The sequence below is a fragment of the Bacteroidota bacterium genome, from assembly GCA_016714535.1.
Classification (GTDB): Bacteria; Bacteroidota; Bacteroidia; order AKYH767-A; family OLB10; genus JADKFV01.
On record JADKDR010000011.1, the window covers coordinates 46,613 to 62,831 of the forward strand.

Annotated in this window: 11 protein-coding genes and 1 other RNA gene; 3 read left to right on the forward strand and 9 right to left on the reverse strand. The window is 38.3% G+C overall.

Features of this window, described 5'->3' with window-relative positions:
* Positions 1–30 precede the first annotated feature (30 nt).
* The 3 genes from IPO27_14170 to IPO27_14180 are packed head-to-tail and all read right to left on the reverse strand — an operon-like array spanning position 31 to position 3,232.
* Positions 31–1,332 (reverse strand): HAMP domain-containing histidine kinase, encoded by a 1,302-nt coding sequence (locus IPO27_14170; protein MBK8847617.1) that lies wholly within the window; start codon positions 1,330–1,332, stop codon positions 31–33.
* A 29-nt stretch (positions 1,333–1,361) separates the two neighbouring features.
* Positions 1,362–2,042, reverse strand: coding sequence for a response regulator transcription factor (locus IPO27_14175; protein MBK8847618.1), 681 nt, complete (start codon positions 2,040–2,042; stop codon positions 1,362–1,364).
* 5 nt (positions 2,043–2,047) lie between these two features.
* Positions 2,048–3,232 (reverse strand): aspartate aminotransferase family protein, encoded by a 1,185-nt coding sequence (locus tag IPO27_14180; protein ID MBK8847619.1) that lies wholly within the window; start codon positions 3,230–3,232, stop codon positions 2,048–2,050.
* A 154-nt stretch (positions 3,233–3,386) separates the two neighbouring features.
* Between IPO27_14180 and IPO27_14185 the strand changes: the two genes are divergently transcribed.
* Positions 3,387–4,364, forward strand: coding sequence for a glycosyltransferase family 9 protein (locus IPO27_14185; protein MBK8847620.1), 978 nt, complete (start codon positions 3,387–3,389; stop codon positions 4,362–4,364).
* Positions 4,365–4,459: 95 nt separating this feature from the next.
* On the opposite strand, the gene ssrA is transcribed toward IPO27_14185, so the two are convergent.
* The 5 genes from ssrA to IPO27_14210 form a co-directional block, all read right to left on the reverse strand.
* Positions 4,460–4,823: a transfer-messenger RNA gene (ssrA, locus tag IPO27_14190) on the reverse strand.
* A gap of 74 nt (positions 4,824–4,897) precedes the next feature.
* Entirely contained in the window at positions 4,898–5,797 is a 900-nt protein-coding gene (locus tag IPO27_14195) for an aminotransferase class IV (GenBank protein ID MBK8847621.1), read from the reverse strand.
* On the reverse strand, positions 5,794–6,513 hold the full coding sequence (locus IPO27_14200) for an HAD family hydrolase (protein ID MBK8847622.1): 720 nt from the start codon (positions 6,511–6,513) through the stop codon (positions 5,794–5,796). The genes IPO27_14195 and IPO27_14200 overlap by 4 nt, the downstream gene beginning before the upstream one ends.
* Complete coding sequence (locus tag IPO27_14205) at positions 6,510–7,280, reverse strand: 4'-phosphopantetheinyl transferase superfamily protein (protein ID MBK8847623.1); 771 nt, start codon at positions 7,278–7,280, stop codon at positions 6,510–6,512. The genes IPO27_14200 and IPO27_14205 overlap by 4 nt, the downstream gene beginning before the upstream one ends.
* A gap of 11 nt (positions 7,281–7,291) precedes the next feature.
* Entirely contained in the window at positions 7,292–12,499 is a 5,208-nt protein-coding gene (locus IPO27_14210; protein ID MBK8847624.1) for an amino acid adenylation domain-containing protein, read from the reverse strand.
* Between the two features lie 223 nt (positions 12,500–12,722).
* Between IPO27_14210 and IPO27_14215 the strand changes: the two genes are divergently transcribed.
* Positions 12,723–13,718: a (2Fe-2S)-binding protein gene (locus tag IPO27_14215; GenBank protein ID MBK8847625.1), complete on the forward strand. Its 996-nt coding sequence runs from the start codon at positions 12,723–12,725 to the stop codon at positions 13,716–13,718.
* A gap of 15 nt (positions 13,719–13,733) precedes the next feature.
* Positions 13,734–14,261 (forward strand): NADH-quinone oxidoreductase subunit NuoE, encoded by a 528-nt coding sequence (gene nuoE, locus IPO27_14220; GenBank protein MBK8847626.1) that lies wholly within the window; start codon positions 13,734–13,736, stop codon positions 14,259–14,261.
* 437 nt (positions 14,262–14,698) lie between these two features.
* Here the strand turns inward: nuoE and IPO27_14225 are convergent, their stop codons facing one another.
* On the reverse strand, positions 14,699–16,219 hold the full coding sequence (locus IPO27_14225; protein ID MBK8847627.1) for a PKD domain-containing protein: 1,521 nt from the start codon (positions 16,217–16,219) through the stop codon (positions 14,699–14,701).

Here is a 16,219-nt window from a genome sequence, read left to right on the forward strand (position 1 = left end):
AGAATATTGAAAGATTGCAAAAGTAGCTTTTTAGTTGGGCAATGTAAGCATGAATTGTGTACCCTCATTTTCCTTTGATTCAACACTTATTTGAATGTCATGAAAATGTGCAATAGTTTTTACAATGCTTAATCCAAGTCCAAAGCTATTGGATTCATTGGTGTTGAAGCGTTTAAATCGATCAAATATCAGAGGTAGTTTTTCTTTTTCTATTCCTTTACCTGAGTCAGAAATAGTTAGATGTCTATCGCTTAGGATAATGGTAATTGATCCTTTTTCTTTATTGTATTTTATTGCATTATTTACAATATTGTACAGCATTGTATGCAATAATGCATGATTGCCTTTTTCAATAGCATAGGGCTTAAGGTCAAGTTGTATCGTCAGTTGTTTTTGGTCGAGGCGTTCTTCCAGTTCACCTATTACCTCTTCAACTGTTTGTTTTACATCTACCGTTTCGTTGCGGAGGTATTGTGCATTTTCTATTTTTGATATCATAAGTAAGGCACGGATTATTTTGGTAAGCCGGCTTATTGTTTTCTGCGATTCGTAAATTTTTACCGCAGTTTCATCATCAGCTTTTCCTTCTGCCAAAATATTTTCAAATCGATTTTGCATGATGGATAGTGGAGTAAGTAATTCGTGCGATACATTGCCTATAAATTCTTTTTCATTGTTGAATGCCTTTTTAATATCGAGCATAAGCTCTTCAAAAGTATGATCCATGTAGCCAAACTCAAAAGTGCTGGTTTTAATGGGTTTTGGCTCATATTTTAATGGGTCGTTGGCATTTTTAAATTTAGTAACAATTTTATTAAATGGCCGCATTACCAGAGTTACAAAGCCTAAGTCTATAAAAAAAGTAATTACCAAAAAGATGCTAAAAAAAGGTAATCCGTACTTCATAAACGCGTTTTTTAATTCGGTTATACCCTCAATGCTTTCTCCTATATTTAATTCATAGAGTTGGTTGTCGTAAATAAACTCGGTATGTATTACACGGTACAAAAGTTTGTCACCTTCCACATCCCACTCTTCGGTTTTAAATGTTTTGGTGTTAAGCGGCCGACTCGAATTTTCAAGTGAGTGCACTTCTACAAACTCTTGTTTCAGGATGTTATAATCATCGTAGCTGCAGTCTTCTTCAATTATCTGTTGTAGTCCTCCTTTATTTATTACGCGCATAAGTTTTTCATAATGCACGTCCAATTGACGATCGATGTAATGATAGCTGATGGTTTCTATCAAAGGAGGTAAAACAATTGCAAGCACGCCTAGTATAGCCAGCTTGATTAATGCATTGTATATTGCAAATTTGAGCTGTAAGCGCATAAGGTTAAAACTTATAATTGGAATTGAAATTACTCTTGCAGGTTTACACGATAGCCAATACCGCGAACGGTTTCAATAAAATCGGCATTGCCACTACCTGCCAGTTTTTTACGTAAATTTTTTATATGAACATCGATGTAATTACTATCATAATCATCTTCCATAACATCGCCCCATATATGTTCTGTAAGTTGCACACGAGTAAGTACTCTGTTTTTATTTAGGGTAAGATAGTGCAACAGGTCAAATTCTTTCTTGGTTAAGTTAACTAGGTTGCCATTGGCAGTTACGGTTCTGTTTTGTACATCCATATCAAATTCGTTAATCTTGATAACGATGTTTTTTAAACCATGTTTTCTGCGCAGTATAGCCTGCATGCGTGCATTTAATTCTGGCAATGAAAACGGTTTGGCAAGATAATCGTCAGCACCCAACTCAAGCCCCATTATTTTATCATTTACTTCTCCGCGGGCTGTAAGCATAATGATGGCGCTTTCCACATTTTGTTTTTTACATTCTTTTAAAATTTCAAAGCCATTAATATCGGGAAGGTTAACATCAAGTAGCACGAAGTCATAATTATTGACAAAGATTTTTTCAGTAGCTGTTTTTCCATTAAACGCTACATCGCAATTATAACTGTGCTTGGTAAGATAAATTTCTAATTCGTGCGAGAGGCTTCGTTCATCCTCAACTATTAGTACTGTCATTATATTTAGATTAATATTTTATTACAACTGTTAATTATGGTGCGGCAAGTATAGGTAATATTATCATTGGTGCAAGTTAGCGGAGGCGCTAACCTTAGCATATTTGGGGCGAATAGAAACCAGTCTGTAATTACGCCTTGCTCTATGCAATGTTTTATGATTTGTTGATTTATCTGTTCACTTTCGAATTCTATAGCAAGTAATAATCCGAGGCCATGCACCGCTTTTATTAATGGATGCTTGAGTTGCTCGCATATCAATGCTTCCTTAAGTTTAATCTCGTTAAGGTTTATTTCATTTGCAATTAATTGCAAATTGGCTAGGGCAGCAGCACAACAAACCGGATGCCCTCCAAAGGTAGTAATATGACCCAACACCGGATTGTGGCTTAGTTGCATCATGTGTTCATGGTTTGCAATAAATGCACCTATGGGCATACCACCACCCATGCCTTTGCCTAAGACGAGTATGTCCGGAACAAAATCGAATTGTTGAAAAGCAAATAAACTTCCTGTGCGTCCAAAGCCGGTTTGATTTTCGTCAAGAATTATTAGTGTGCCAGTGTCTTTACATTTTTTAATAATGGCTGCCAAAAAATTCGGGTCAATAGGTATGCATCCGTTTTCTGCCTTTACTAGTTCTATGAAAATTGCTGCTGTGTCAGACGTTATTTTCCTGATCTCTTCTTGCTTGTTAAAGTGTAAAAAGTCAATACAGGGTAGGAGCGGAGCATAGCTTGCCGTAAAATATTCACTGCCCATAAGGCTCATAGCTCCTTGCGTATGGCCATGATAGGATCGGTAGAAAGCTGCAAAGCGCGGTTTTCCAGTTACCCTTTTGGCCAGTTTCATTGATCCCTCAATTGCTTCAGTGCCGCTGTTTGTAAAATAGCAAGTGTTAAGTGTGTTAGGTAATACTTCTGTCGACGCCTCAGCCAATAGTACTTGTGGCGATTGTACATACTCACCATAAACCATCAGGTGAAGGTACAATTCGCATTGCTTATGTATAGCCTCAATAATTTTAGGATGACGATGTCCTACATTGCTTACGCTTATCCCCGAAATCATATCAAGATACTCCTTGCCATTTGTATCGGTAAGTGTACACCCCGAAGCATGGCTTATTTCAAGCATCAGTGGCGATGGCGATGTTTGCGCTAGCGATTGTAAAAACTGGTGTCGAAGCATTGGTAATTTGTTGTGCAAAGGTGACTTTATTTTTTTAATTAACGTAAGTCAAACTCAGGCTGTTACCTAAATTATTGCTAAAAAATATTGGTTCAATCCATCAATGATTAAATATTCGTGCTGTTTTTTTAATACTTTCGTCATTCGATTTAATATGAATAGTCCCCGAAAAATTTTATTAGTACAAACAGCTTTTATTGGAGACGTTATATTAGCTACTGCATTAGTAGAAAAACTGCACTCCTGTTATCCTGATTGTAAAATTGATTTTCTCGTAAGAAAAGGGAATGAATCTTTGCTTTCAAGCCATCCGCATATACATCGGGTTTGGTTTTGGGATAAAAAACAAAATAAAATCAAAAATCTATTGTCTCTGATCTTATTAATCAGAAGGCAAAAGTATGATACCATTATTAATGCACATCGCTTTGCAAGTTCCGGATTAATATGCGCAATGTCAGGAGCAAAGGAAAAGGTTGGTTTTGATAAAAATCCCCTGTCGATATTTTTTACCAGAAAGGTAAAACACAGTTTATATAATGGTTTGCACGAAACGCAGCGAAATCAAATGTTGATTGCACACTTTACAGATGATGAGGCTTCGAAACCGAAGCTTTATCCATCGGCAGATGATTTTGCATTTATTAGTCAATACCAAACTCAGGAGTATTGTTGCATGGCGCCAACATCGGTTTGGTTTACCAAGCAGTTGCCGCTTCCTAAGTGGGTTATGCTTTGCAATAAAATTAAATCCGGCACAATTTATCTGTTAGGCGCACCCACCGATTTTGAAGCTTGCGAGAGTATTCGTAAGCAATCAGAAAATGTAAACATTGTAAATTTAGCAGGTAAGTTATCGCTGTTGCAGTCTGCAGCATTAATGCAAGGTGCCACCATGTGCTATGTAAACGATTCGGCACCCCTGCATATAGCAAGCAGCATGAATGCACCAGTAACTGCATTTTTTTGCAGTACCATTCCTGCATTTGGTTTTGGCCCCTTAAGTACTAGTTCGCGAATTGTTGAAGCAACCATAAAACCTGAATGTAGACCTTGTGGCATTCACGGTTATAAACAATGCCCTAAAGGGCATTTTAAATGTGCGGAGGGTATTGAAATAGAATCGTTATAGCAGATTCTAAGTCTAGCCAAAAAAGGATGTGGCACTTTTCAAAGGAGAAAATTTTAATTTCTTCCGAAGGTAATAAGGTTAACTTACCTTATAATAAGTGGAGCCGGTGGGATTTGAACCCACGTCCAAACAAGTTACCCGAAGGTTTTCTACATGCTTAGCACGCTATTGATTTTCGTCAGCCCTGGGATAGTGTGCACTCCAATAGACTGCTTAAGTTTCTTTATTTCACTTTGCTTCGAAACGGAGCAAAGCTATCCTCACATTGATGATGCCCAGACACAGCGCAGTAAGGAGGAGCACCGTGAAGGACATTGCTGATTAATCTCTGATTAAGCGGCAAGAGCGAAAGTTGTTTCGCCATTTGAAGTTTTTGAAGGTTAGGATTAAAGTGTCACTCCTGCAATACACTGCATGCTTGCCAGCCGGTAAATCCCGCTGTCGAAACCTGTCGGCCCCATTTTTTTAGCATGGCAAAGGTAAGCCATCAAGCATAGTTATGCAAGCCTAAAGTTGTACTTGCGGTGAAGTAATTAATATATCTTCTCCGAAGCGGTAAAGGTGAGGTTCTTAAACTCGTTTAATAATGTGTCGAAAAGCGCTTGCGCTTTTTGCGAAATAATTCGACCATCTATTTTGTTTACCGGTGTTAACTCGCCCATAGTTCCGGTGGTAAACGCAAAGTCGGCATTATAAAATTCAACCAGTGAAATATTTTTTTCTACCACTTCAATTCCTGTTTTTTTGCAAATATCGAGAATGGTTTTTCGGGTTATTCCATGCAGGCAACTGTCGGCTGTTGGTGTAAATAATTTACCTTCGCTAAGCATAAAAATATTACACGCATTTGTTTCAGCCACGAATCCATGATGATCAAGCATCAATCCATCATCTGCGCCAGCAAGGTTGGCTTGTATTTTAGCAAGTACATTATTTAGCAGATTGTTGTGGTGTATTTTACTATCCAGAAAATTAGGATTGTTTCTTCTGATAGATGAAGTAAATAGCGATACTCCGGTTTGATTATCGTAAACCGGTGATTTCCATTCGGCCAGCACGATGAGTGTACATCCTTTTTGGTTTAATCTTGGATCCATGCCGGAGGTTATCTTTTCTCCTCGTGTAAGCGTTAAACGTATGTGGGTATCCGAATGCATTTGGTTTGCAACCAATGTGTCATTAATTGCTTGGCGGATAAATTCTTCGGAAGGAATATTTTCAAACATAAGTGCATGTGCTGATGCCTTCAACCTGTTTAAGTGCATTTGTAGCTGAAATATTTTGCCATCATATACCCGCAAGCCCTCCCATACGGCATCTCCTCCTTGCACACTGCTATCGTATACAGACACCCGGGCCTCATTACGTTCATATAATTTATTACCGACAAATATTTTTATGTTCTCATTTTTTGGATTAAATTTTTGTTTCATATTTCAATGGCATTAGATTTTAATAAATAATAATCGTGCAAGCACTTTTCAAGAAGTGGTACGTATTTTTTTTCGAGTTTAGGTATAGGTGTTTCAGCATAGTGTAACCCTGTTGATTGATGTACATTTTCGTACCAATGTTTTGCCCAAACGCCATCTTCCGGCCTTGTTCCAGCCTTCCAGTGCAGCATGTTTTTATCAAAAGGAATTTGCAATTTATTGCACAGGATAGTTAGTGCCTGTTCAGGATTTTTTATCAGCGTGTCAGAGTCAATTGTTATTAACGGTTGCTTATTTTCTTTTAAATAGTCAAAGATTTTAACCAAGGAATTAAACCCCAAATCATCTTCCGATACGTTTGCAATATTTTTTATGTATGAATTAATTACTCGTGCTGGATGCCTGAGCAAAAGAAAATTTTTGCATGATAGTAAAAAACTCAAATCGAGATGAAGCAAATGATGGCTCATTTGCTTAAATATCACATACGGTTTATCGCTTGCCGGATGAAGTATTTGATCAACTACTTGGTTTCCATCTGTGGATTGCGATTTCAACACTTCTTCGCAGCCGGGATGTTGCAAACCTGTTGTATGAAGGTAAAATGCATATAAAGGTTCATCTACCACCAGAGTATCTGTCCGTTGAGCAAACGAATACATGAGCGCAGTTGAGATATTGCGTGGCCCTGACCACATGTTTATTTTTTCACTCATAGTTTTGATAATTCTTTTTCCAGCCAAACATTAGCATCCAGATAGTGGATGGGAGTGTTAGTTGGATGACAAACACTAAGCCAGCAAGACCACAGGCGCATGGAGTTTATATGGTATAGTGTCCCGGTTATTTTATCCGCATGGAATTGCTTAATTCCATCAGTCATGTTTAATAAGTTTAAGCCAGAAAAAACTCCAAGTCCGGTAGCTTTTAGTAATGATTCTTTTCGACTCCAAAATTTAAAAAACTGCTCAATTGAGAATGGGGCTTTTTCCTGTTCAATAATTTCTATTTCATCTACATGATAGTTCTTTTGTATAAAGTCAGTAAAGTCAAAAGATTCTCTTACTTGTTCAACATCAATACCAACTTCCTGATGCGAATTAATGGCTACACAAACGGTATCATGCGAATGCGATAAGTTAAAATGCAATTTTGCATTTAACAAAAGAGGCTTATTATTGGGTGTAAAGTCAAACTGCAAATCTGCTGGACTTAAATTTAGTACAGAAGCAAGCAACAATCGTTTTAAATTATGAGCATAAACAAATCTGCTGCGATCTTCAACTTTACGAAAACGCAACATGCGCTCCTTTTCATTATTTGATAAATGTCCTGTTAAATTTTCGGGTACTAGTTGTAAGTCTTTAATTTTAAAAATTGCTAATGCAGTTTTCCCTTCTATGTGGTAAGGCATTAAATCATTTTCGAGGCGGGGTAATGCCTGTGTTGAATTATAGAAGAAAGCCGAATTGGAATTTTTCAAGCAGACAAAAATTACTTTTTATAATCATCAATAGATTTTTGAAGTGCTTTGGCTAGGCCTGCTACATAAGGATATTCGAAAATGCTATTATGCCCTCCTTCAACCATGTCAACTTTGCACCCACCCTGCGCATATTTTCCCCATCCTAAATCCTGATCGTAATCAATTCCATAAAATCCATCAATAGCGCGAAATAAAACGACCTTACCTTCATACGGTTGGAGTTTGTAATTTTTTAAGGCTATGTAACATGCATCTTCTAATTCATTAAAGTAAGAAGCACTATCGGCACCAAACTTTTCTTGTATTTCGTTTTTGTCAAGTAATTCGTCTAATTCTTTTCGTTCGTCAGGTTGCAAGATCATTTTGTTTTTAAGGTAACTGATATTGTCACTCAACGAATTTTGGCTAATGGCTTTTAGTCTATTGATAGCCCGTTTGCTTCGTATAAATAATTCGGCCACTTGTTTTTGAACAGGTGCCATGAATTCGGTTTTGGTAGCTGCCTCGGCATCAAACAATGCAACCAAACCAACGGCTTTATTCATCGCTGTAAGTTGCTGTGCAATTTCGTAAGCAAGGGCTGCGCCAAAACTTCCTCCACCAATATAATACGGGCCCGATGGTTGTACTTTTAATATTTCTGCAATATGGTATTTTGCCATTTCGATAATATCGTAAAATGGTTTATCAATTCCATTTAACCCTTTAGCTTGTAAACCATAAACTGGAATTTCATCATCCAGCAATTTGCCAAGTGCATAGTATTTAAAAACATTACCGCTTACTCCGTGTGCAAAAAACATGGCAGGGCGATTGCCTGTTTCACGAATTGCGGTAAGGCTGCGCCATACATCTTCTTCGGGCGCGTTGGGTTTTTCAATTGAAACAACATTGTCAATAACATTTGCCAGTAACTCGATGGTTGGGTGGGTAAATAAAATTGCCAACGGTAGTCGCTTTCCTGTCGACTTTTCTATTTCAATCATCAGTTTAACAGCCATGAGCGAGTGTCCACCAAGATCAAAAAAATTATCATTGCGGTTTACTTTCGATAATTTTAATAGTTCACTCCATATAGCTGCAATTTTTTGCTCTGTATTCGTTTTTGGTTTTTCATCACGTGTTTCGGACTTTATAGCTTTTATTTCCGGTAGCGATTTGCGATCTATTTTTCCTGCAGGTGTAAGCTTAAATTCGTTTAACCACATGTAGCCTGCCGGCATCATATACGCAGGGAGCCTGGCTTCAAGGTACTTCTTAAGCATATCAACTTTGGCTGTTGAACTTTGCTTAACCGATTTGTTGGTTAATACTTTTTTAGTTGATGAGGCTAGGGGAAGCGAATAGTGTTTGCCATTTTGTAAATTGGAAAAAGGTATAAAGACTGCATCAAATTTAGCTGACTCTTGTTTTGAGTCGAAATTTATTTTCAAAAAATATTCGCGTGAATCAGCCAGGCGTTTCAACTCTTCGTAGCTTACTGCTTCTTCGGTTTTCTGATATAGCTTTTTTAAATCTTTTAAAAGGCTTTTTTCGTTTGCTAGTTCGGCAAGGTTGCGAGCTTCACATTCTTTCATTACCGCATCGCAGGGAATATCGCGCATTATCTTTATTTCAGTGATGAACTGCGAAAGCAATAAGTTTATGCGTGTCTTGTTTAGTATGTCTTTACGATAATTTAGTTCGCGCAACGTTACATCGCTTTTAGAAGTGGAGTTATCAAGCCATGCATGAAAATAATATTTTGAAACTGCAGGGATTGCATTAAAGTTAGCATGGCATTCCACATGGCCAACAATTCCGAATTTTTCACGATTTAATTCAAACCATTCACTATCCAACTGCAGCAACGAATTGTTTTGCTCATCTATCTCAATTTGTTTTTTAACTGAACTTAATGTAGCATCTATGGTGCTTTTTTCGATGCTTCCAAAAAAATTACCTAGTTTCGAAAGCGAATTGCTTTTTATGTTAAGTATAAGCATAGCTCCATCATTGGCAAGCAAACCCGACATGGTTTGAAGAAGGTATATCAGTTTGTCTTCGCTTTCTAACAATGATGTTATACTATCTAAAATTACAAGGTCATATTTTTCATTAATCTCGGCCATTGCGGTAGTATCAAATTGCCGCACATTAAATGGAACGGCACTTTCTGCATTGAATTCCGAATAGCTTTCGGGCAATGAGTCAAAAACGAAACCAGCATAAGATGAGATTTCATTTTTTAGCTTGCTATAAAGCCATTCATGACCATTGCCTATGACACAGATGCGAGGCTTTTTGAGTAAGCGCAAATAATGCCGCACAGTAACAAACGATTGTTTTTGTAATTCGCGAATTTGATTGAGCCTAGCTGTATTTTTATGCTCACTAGTATAGTAACTAAGTAATGAATCAATGGAATGAGAAGTGTTTTCATTTGATACTGCTAGGTTTAGTTTGGGGGTCACGTACGCATAGAGATTATTTTGGCCAAGGGCATCTTTGCGAGCAATAACAACGCTTTGGCTCACGTCAGGATGCGCACTTAAGAGGGTTTCTATTTCGCCTGGCTCAATACGGTAACCACGAACTTTTACCTGAAAGTCGGCACGCCCAGTATATATCAAGTTGCCCGAAGAGTCGTACTTGCCTTTATCTCCGGTTTTGTATATTAATGTAAGACCGCTAAAGTCAAATGGATCTGCTATGAATCTTTCGGCAGTAAGTGCAGGTTGCTTATAGTATCCACCTCCAACACCAATACCTCCAATATATATTTCGCCTTCAACACCAACCGGTACACGCTTCATGTTAGCATCAAGCACATAAATCAGTGTGTTGTCAATTCCTTTGCCAATGCGCACAGGTGCACTCTCGTTGCCACGCAAAGGCGCTATTTCATAAAACGCGCTCCACACAGTGGTTTCGGTAGGGCCGTAAACATTGATAAGGCGCCCACACTTTTGCGATAGAAAGGTTGCAAGGTCAACCGGTAGTGCCTCGCCACCACATAAAATGGTTAGAGAATTACTTCCGGCCCATCCGGCATCCATCATACTACGCCAGGTTGCAGGAGTTGCCTGCATTAATGCAGGCTTATATTTTGTTATTATATCTGACAGGTTTACAGGGTCCATGCTTTCTTCGCGCGAGCACAAATACATGGTAGCTCCACATACCAGTGGTAAGTGTATTTCAAGTTCGCTTATATCGAATGAAACTGTTGTAAGTGCAATGGAGGTATCGCCTGCTTTGAGACCAGTAATTCTTAAAAATGAATTAATAAGGTTGACAATAGAAACCTGCTGTATAACTACTCCTTTAGGTTTGCCTGTGCTTCCTGATGTATAGCGTATATAGGCATTGTGTGCAGAGTTGATTAACGCAGCCGGGTTGATAGCCGAGGCCTGACAACCATGTTGCCAGCCTTTGTCTACTATGACGATATATGTTGTTGTAAAAGCAAATTTCTCTTTTATCGATGTCTCGGTAACGAGAAAATTAGATTGCGAATCATGCAGCATTGCATTTATCCGATCAGCAGGGTATTCGGGGTCAATAGGAATGTATGCAGCACCACATTTTTGTATAGCAATAAAAGCAGTAATCAAATCAAAAGAACGATGCATGCAACATGCCACTACATCACCGGGGTTTACGCCTTTTGCCATCAACATATGCGCAAGTTGATTTGCCTGAGCATTAAGTGTAAGATAGGTAATTGTCTCCTTTTTTGATTGTATAGCAATGTTTTCAGGAAAGGTATCGGCAATTTTTTCAAACCAGCGCGGTAGTGTCAGGTTGGTATCAAACTCATGGAATGTATCATTCCATAAATCGAATTGCCTTTCTTGTACAGGAGTGATAAGCTGTACCATATCGAGCCTGATATCTGCATTAGCAGTGAGCAAACTAAGTAAATGGAAATAGGCATCAATATGATCACGCATGATATCGGCATCAAACAAGTCAGTATTATAGTTGCTTTCCAGCGTTAAGATGCCATCGCAGTCAGTAATATTTACAAACCATTCGAAGTTTTCATAAAACCGTGGATTACTTGAAAACGAAGTTTTGCAATTATGAAAGTTTAATCCTTCGGTAATGCCCCAATCGATATTGAAGGCAACAGGCACCACAGGAATTCTACTCGCATCGCGAGGAATATTCATTTCGCGAACAAGGGTTCCAAAGGTAAATTGTTGATGATCGAAACAATCGAGCAATTCCTTTTTACGCACAGCAACATATTCGCCAAACGTATTTTTGCTGTTAATTTTAGAGCGAAGTGGTAATAAATTCACACAATGTCCAACCAGGTGATACATGCCTGTAACACTTTGCCCTGCAGCAGGTAGGCCAAGTGATACGTCTGATTTTCCGGTAAGTTTACTAAGGAAAATTTCGAAAGAGGCTATCATGTAATTTACAAAACTGCACTGTGCATTTTTAGCTGCTTCACGAATTTGCTGCACCAATGCTGCAGGCATCGCTACATCTATACGTTGCGCATTGTAAGTGCGTAACGATGGCCTTAGTTTATCGATGTTTAACTCAAAATCAAATTCAGAATCTTTAAAAATATTTTTCCAGAAATTTAATGTGGTTTTATAATCTGTTGATGCTTCAAATTTAAGTTCGTGATCTATATACTCGCTATACTTATTTACTTCTTTTAAGTAAGGCGCTTGTCCGTTAAGTAATTGATTATACACACTGCATATATCTGCTATCAATACGCTTATGCTCCATCCATCGCAAATAATATGATGAGCTGTAATAATCAGATGATTTAGCGTTTCAGAATTGCGTATGAGTTTAAAATCATGCAAGGGTCCATCTAATAAATCAAAGGGCGCAGTAACTTCTCCATGTGTAATTTCTTTAAGCTGCATTTCTTGCTCATAAGCGGTGTAGGCAGTAAGGTCTATTATGGCAAGTTCAAAAGATGTAAAAGGGTGTACCAGCATCATATCGCCTTCATTGGAAAAGGTGGTGCGAAGCGATTCGTGCGATTTAATAACAAAAGTAATGGCATCCTGAAGGCAATTTTCGTTAAATGGTCCTTCTATACGCAGTGTAACCGATTCATTGTAACTGCAATTGGCGGCATCATCGCCAAAGGCCACATTGGCGAATATTTCCCGTTGCACCGAAGTAGTAACATGGCTTTGTAATTTGTCATTACTGCCATCATCAAATGGGTCAAAATCTATTGGTACTAATTGCATAGTCGATTATAAAGCCGAGGCGGCAAAATTAATAAGTTCTCAAAAATATTGGCTTGTTTTATTTCACGCCTCAATTGTCGGGAATTTAAACAACAAACTGAAATTGCAAAAAAGCAAGGCTGCTATAAAATGATAAATATTGTAGATATGTTGATATCAAATGCAGGTTGCATTTATTTGGAGAAAATTATTTCTATTTTCGCACGCAAATCATCTTAAGTATATGGCAAAGGTTACCATTGATGGCCACACAATAGAAGTTCCCGATGGGACTACGATACTCAATGCTGCACGCATGATAGGTGGCGAAATTGTGCCTCCTGCTATGTGTTACTACAGCAAATTAAAAACAAGTGGAGGCTATTGCCGCACCTGCATAGTAAAAGTAACCAAAGGTAGCGAGAAGGATCCACGCCCAATGCCAAAGCCAGTAGCCTCGTGCCGCACTGCAGTTATGGATGGAATGGAAGTGCAAAACATAACTTCGCCCGAAGTACTTGAAGCACGTGCCGGTGTAGTTGAGTTTTTATTAATCAATCATCCGCTCGATTGTCCGGTGTGCGATCAGGCAGGCGAATGTCACTTGCAGGATTTGGGATATGAACATGGAAAAGAAGGCACACGATACGAATTTAAACGCAGAACCTTTCCCATGATTGACATAGGCGACAAAATCAAGTTGCACATGAATCGCTGTATTCTATGCTACCGATGTGTAAAGGTGGCCGATCAACTGTGCCCGGGTCGTGTGCATGGCGTAATCAATCGTGGCGATGTTGCCGAAATATCTACCTATATACAAAATGCCATCGATAATGAAATGAGTGGCAATATGATTGATGTGTGTCCTGTTGGTGCTCTTACCGATAAAACGTTCCGTTTTAAAAGCCGTGTGTGGTTTACCAAGCCGATAGATGCGCATCGCGATTGCGATAAGTGTTGTGGTAAGGTTACGCTGTGGGCTAGCAGTAATGAGGTGCTTCGTGTTACAGGGCGAAAAGATACCTATGGCGAAATTGAAGATGATGAAAATGGAAAAACCGGTTGGATATGTAACACCTGTCGTTTTGATAAAAAAAATATGAACGATTGGAAAATTGAAGGGCCACGAAAAATAAGCCGCAATTCGGTTATTGCACAAAATCATTACAATTCATTAAAGCAATTGAAAATGGATATTAGCAATCAAAAATTACTTGGAGAAAAGTCCCATAATTAATTATCACTGTACAAAATGAGTAAACAATTGTTTTCAGATCAGGCATTGGTATTAGTAGAAAAAATTAAGTCGCGATACCCTGCGGGTAAACAAAAGTCGGCCATAATACCAGTACTACATATTGCTCAGGCCGAATGTGATGGTTGGTTGAGCCCCGAAACCATGGATTACGTAGCGGGTTTATTAAAAATTCAACCCATCGAAGTGTACGAGGTTGCTTCCTTTTACAGCATGTTCAATCTGAAGCCTGTGGGCAAATGCCTGATAGAAGTGTGCCGCACAGGACCCTGCTGGCTTATGGGTGCCGAGGATATTGTTAGATACATTGAAAAAAAATTAAATATAAAAGAGGGCGAAACCACACCCGATGGCATGTTTACACTTAAAACAGTTGAATGCCTTGCAAGCTGTGGCACCGCCCCTATGATGCAAATAGGGGAGGACTATCACGAAAATCTTGATTTGGAAAAAGTAGATAAAGTGCTCGATAACTGCTTAGCCGCAGGCCAACGCAGAACCCATTGGGAGAAGGGGAGGATATAATTAAATTCTTTTTTTAGGAATGCAGCCAATCTCAAAAGGTGTGCGATTTCATTTAAGAATAATAAGCTCTCCGACATGTTCCGAACCGCATGTGTAAGTAAATATAAGAAAGTATTTTTAATGCTTTCATTCTATTCACAAGCACCAAAGCCAAGCCAACGTATATACTTACCATAACATAACATAGTTTCTTTTTTTTAAGGTGATATTGTTGCCAGGTTATATAGTATCATAAAGAAAAAAGCAGCTATTTTAATTCCATTGATAGGGTTAATGGCAATGGTAGAATGGAAATTTATATAAATGGGTAAATATGCAGCATTGCGCAAGAGAGCAGCGTATATGGCCAAGTGAACATTCACTCGACTATGCGGTTGTTGAGAACTGAATTTAAATTAGGTTGAAATTTTAAAATAATAACCTGCAAATTTTTGGCTTTATTTTGAAATTATCACTTTGGCAATTTTCGTTTCCTTTTCAGAACTCGCTTTTATTATGTACAAACCTTGTTGCAAATTCGTTAAGCTTATTTTTATTTTTTGATCTGCCGAAGTTTTTGTAAACACTATTCTTCCCAAATCATCATATACAATAAAAGTTAATAGCCTGTTGCTTTTGTTATCTATATAAAAATCTCCATCGTTATTTTCATTAAGTATGATTAAATCGTTAATGTTAGTTTCGTTTATAGCAATGCTGTTAGCTACATCAATAAAACATGTTTTTATCTCCGAATCGCTACCATTACTATTGCTTGCCACGAGGGATACTTCAAAACAGCCCGGTGTCGCATAAGTAATATTTGCAGGATTTGCAGCGGTACTTGTTGCCGGACTCGCACCGGTAAATATCCAATTAAATGTAGTAGCATTATTTGATGCCAAATTTGTGAAGGTAACAGACTCATTAAGTTTAATGGTTGAATCGCTGGCTAAAAAATCAGCAATAGGAGCATTGGTTGGATTAATAAGGTTAAGCGTATAGTCTTCTGTTTCGCCATGATCGTATGTGCTGCAGGGCTGTAAGAGATTATAGCTGGCAACATCAGCACACACCAATCGTAAGCGGGTAAGTCCACCATAAAATTTTGTTGAAGGAATAGAAAAATTAGTAGTAGTAATTCCGCTATTCACTGCTTGCATATATATTCTTTCTGCAGGTTCGTCAAATGTTCCATCCATATTAAAGTCTACCCACATTTTCGAAAGCATACTATTGACAGTGTTGAATTCAAATGTCCATGTATATGAAACGTTTCCTGTAATGTTAGTTTGTAGGTTAGTGTAATCATTGTATGCAGGTCCTCCCTGACTGCCTGTTATATTTAGCAATGTGTTTACACCAAAACGTTTGATATAGTCTCCTGCTGAGGTGCCAGTGGTGTATGTAGGAGTACAATAGGTTAGGGGAGTGCCGGTACATTGAGCAATAGGATTGACTTCGATTTTTATTTGTGAACTGTCAATACAACTTTGATTAGTAGCAATAACTTTTATGGTATAATTGCCTAGCTGAGTAAAATTATAGACAAGCGAGTCTGCTTGAGCAACCAGATTATTATTTACAAACCATTGATACGTAAATCCAGGCTGTGGGGAATTTTTAAAAGTTAGGGTATCGTTCATACAAATGGTGGAGTCGTTTCCAAAGTTGAACTGGGGCGGGGCGATAAAATTAATCGTAGCGGAATCTGTGGAAAAACCGTTACAGCTATTAGTAACCGTAACTATATACGTAGCAGAAGTAGTTGCCGATATGGTTTGGGTAGTAGCGCCATTACTCCATAAATAGCTCATTCCCGGATTCCCGGCATCAAGCAACACACTTTGCCCCTGGCAAAGCGTTTGATTAGCGCCAATGTTTAATAGTGGTGAGGGACATTCAATTTTTACCGAATCGCATAGCGTAAAAGAACCGCATGTATTTGTTTTGGTTAAACAAACGTAGTAGGTTCCCAC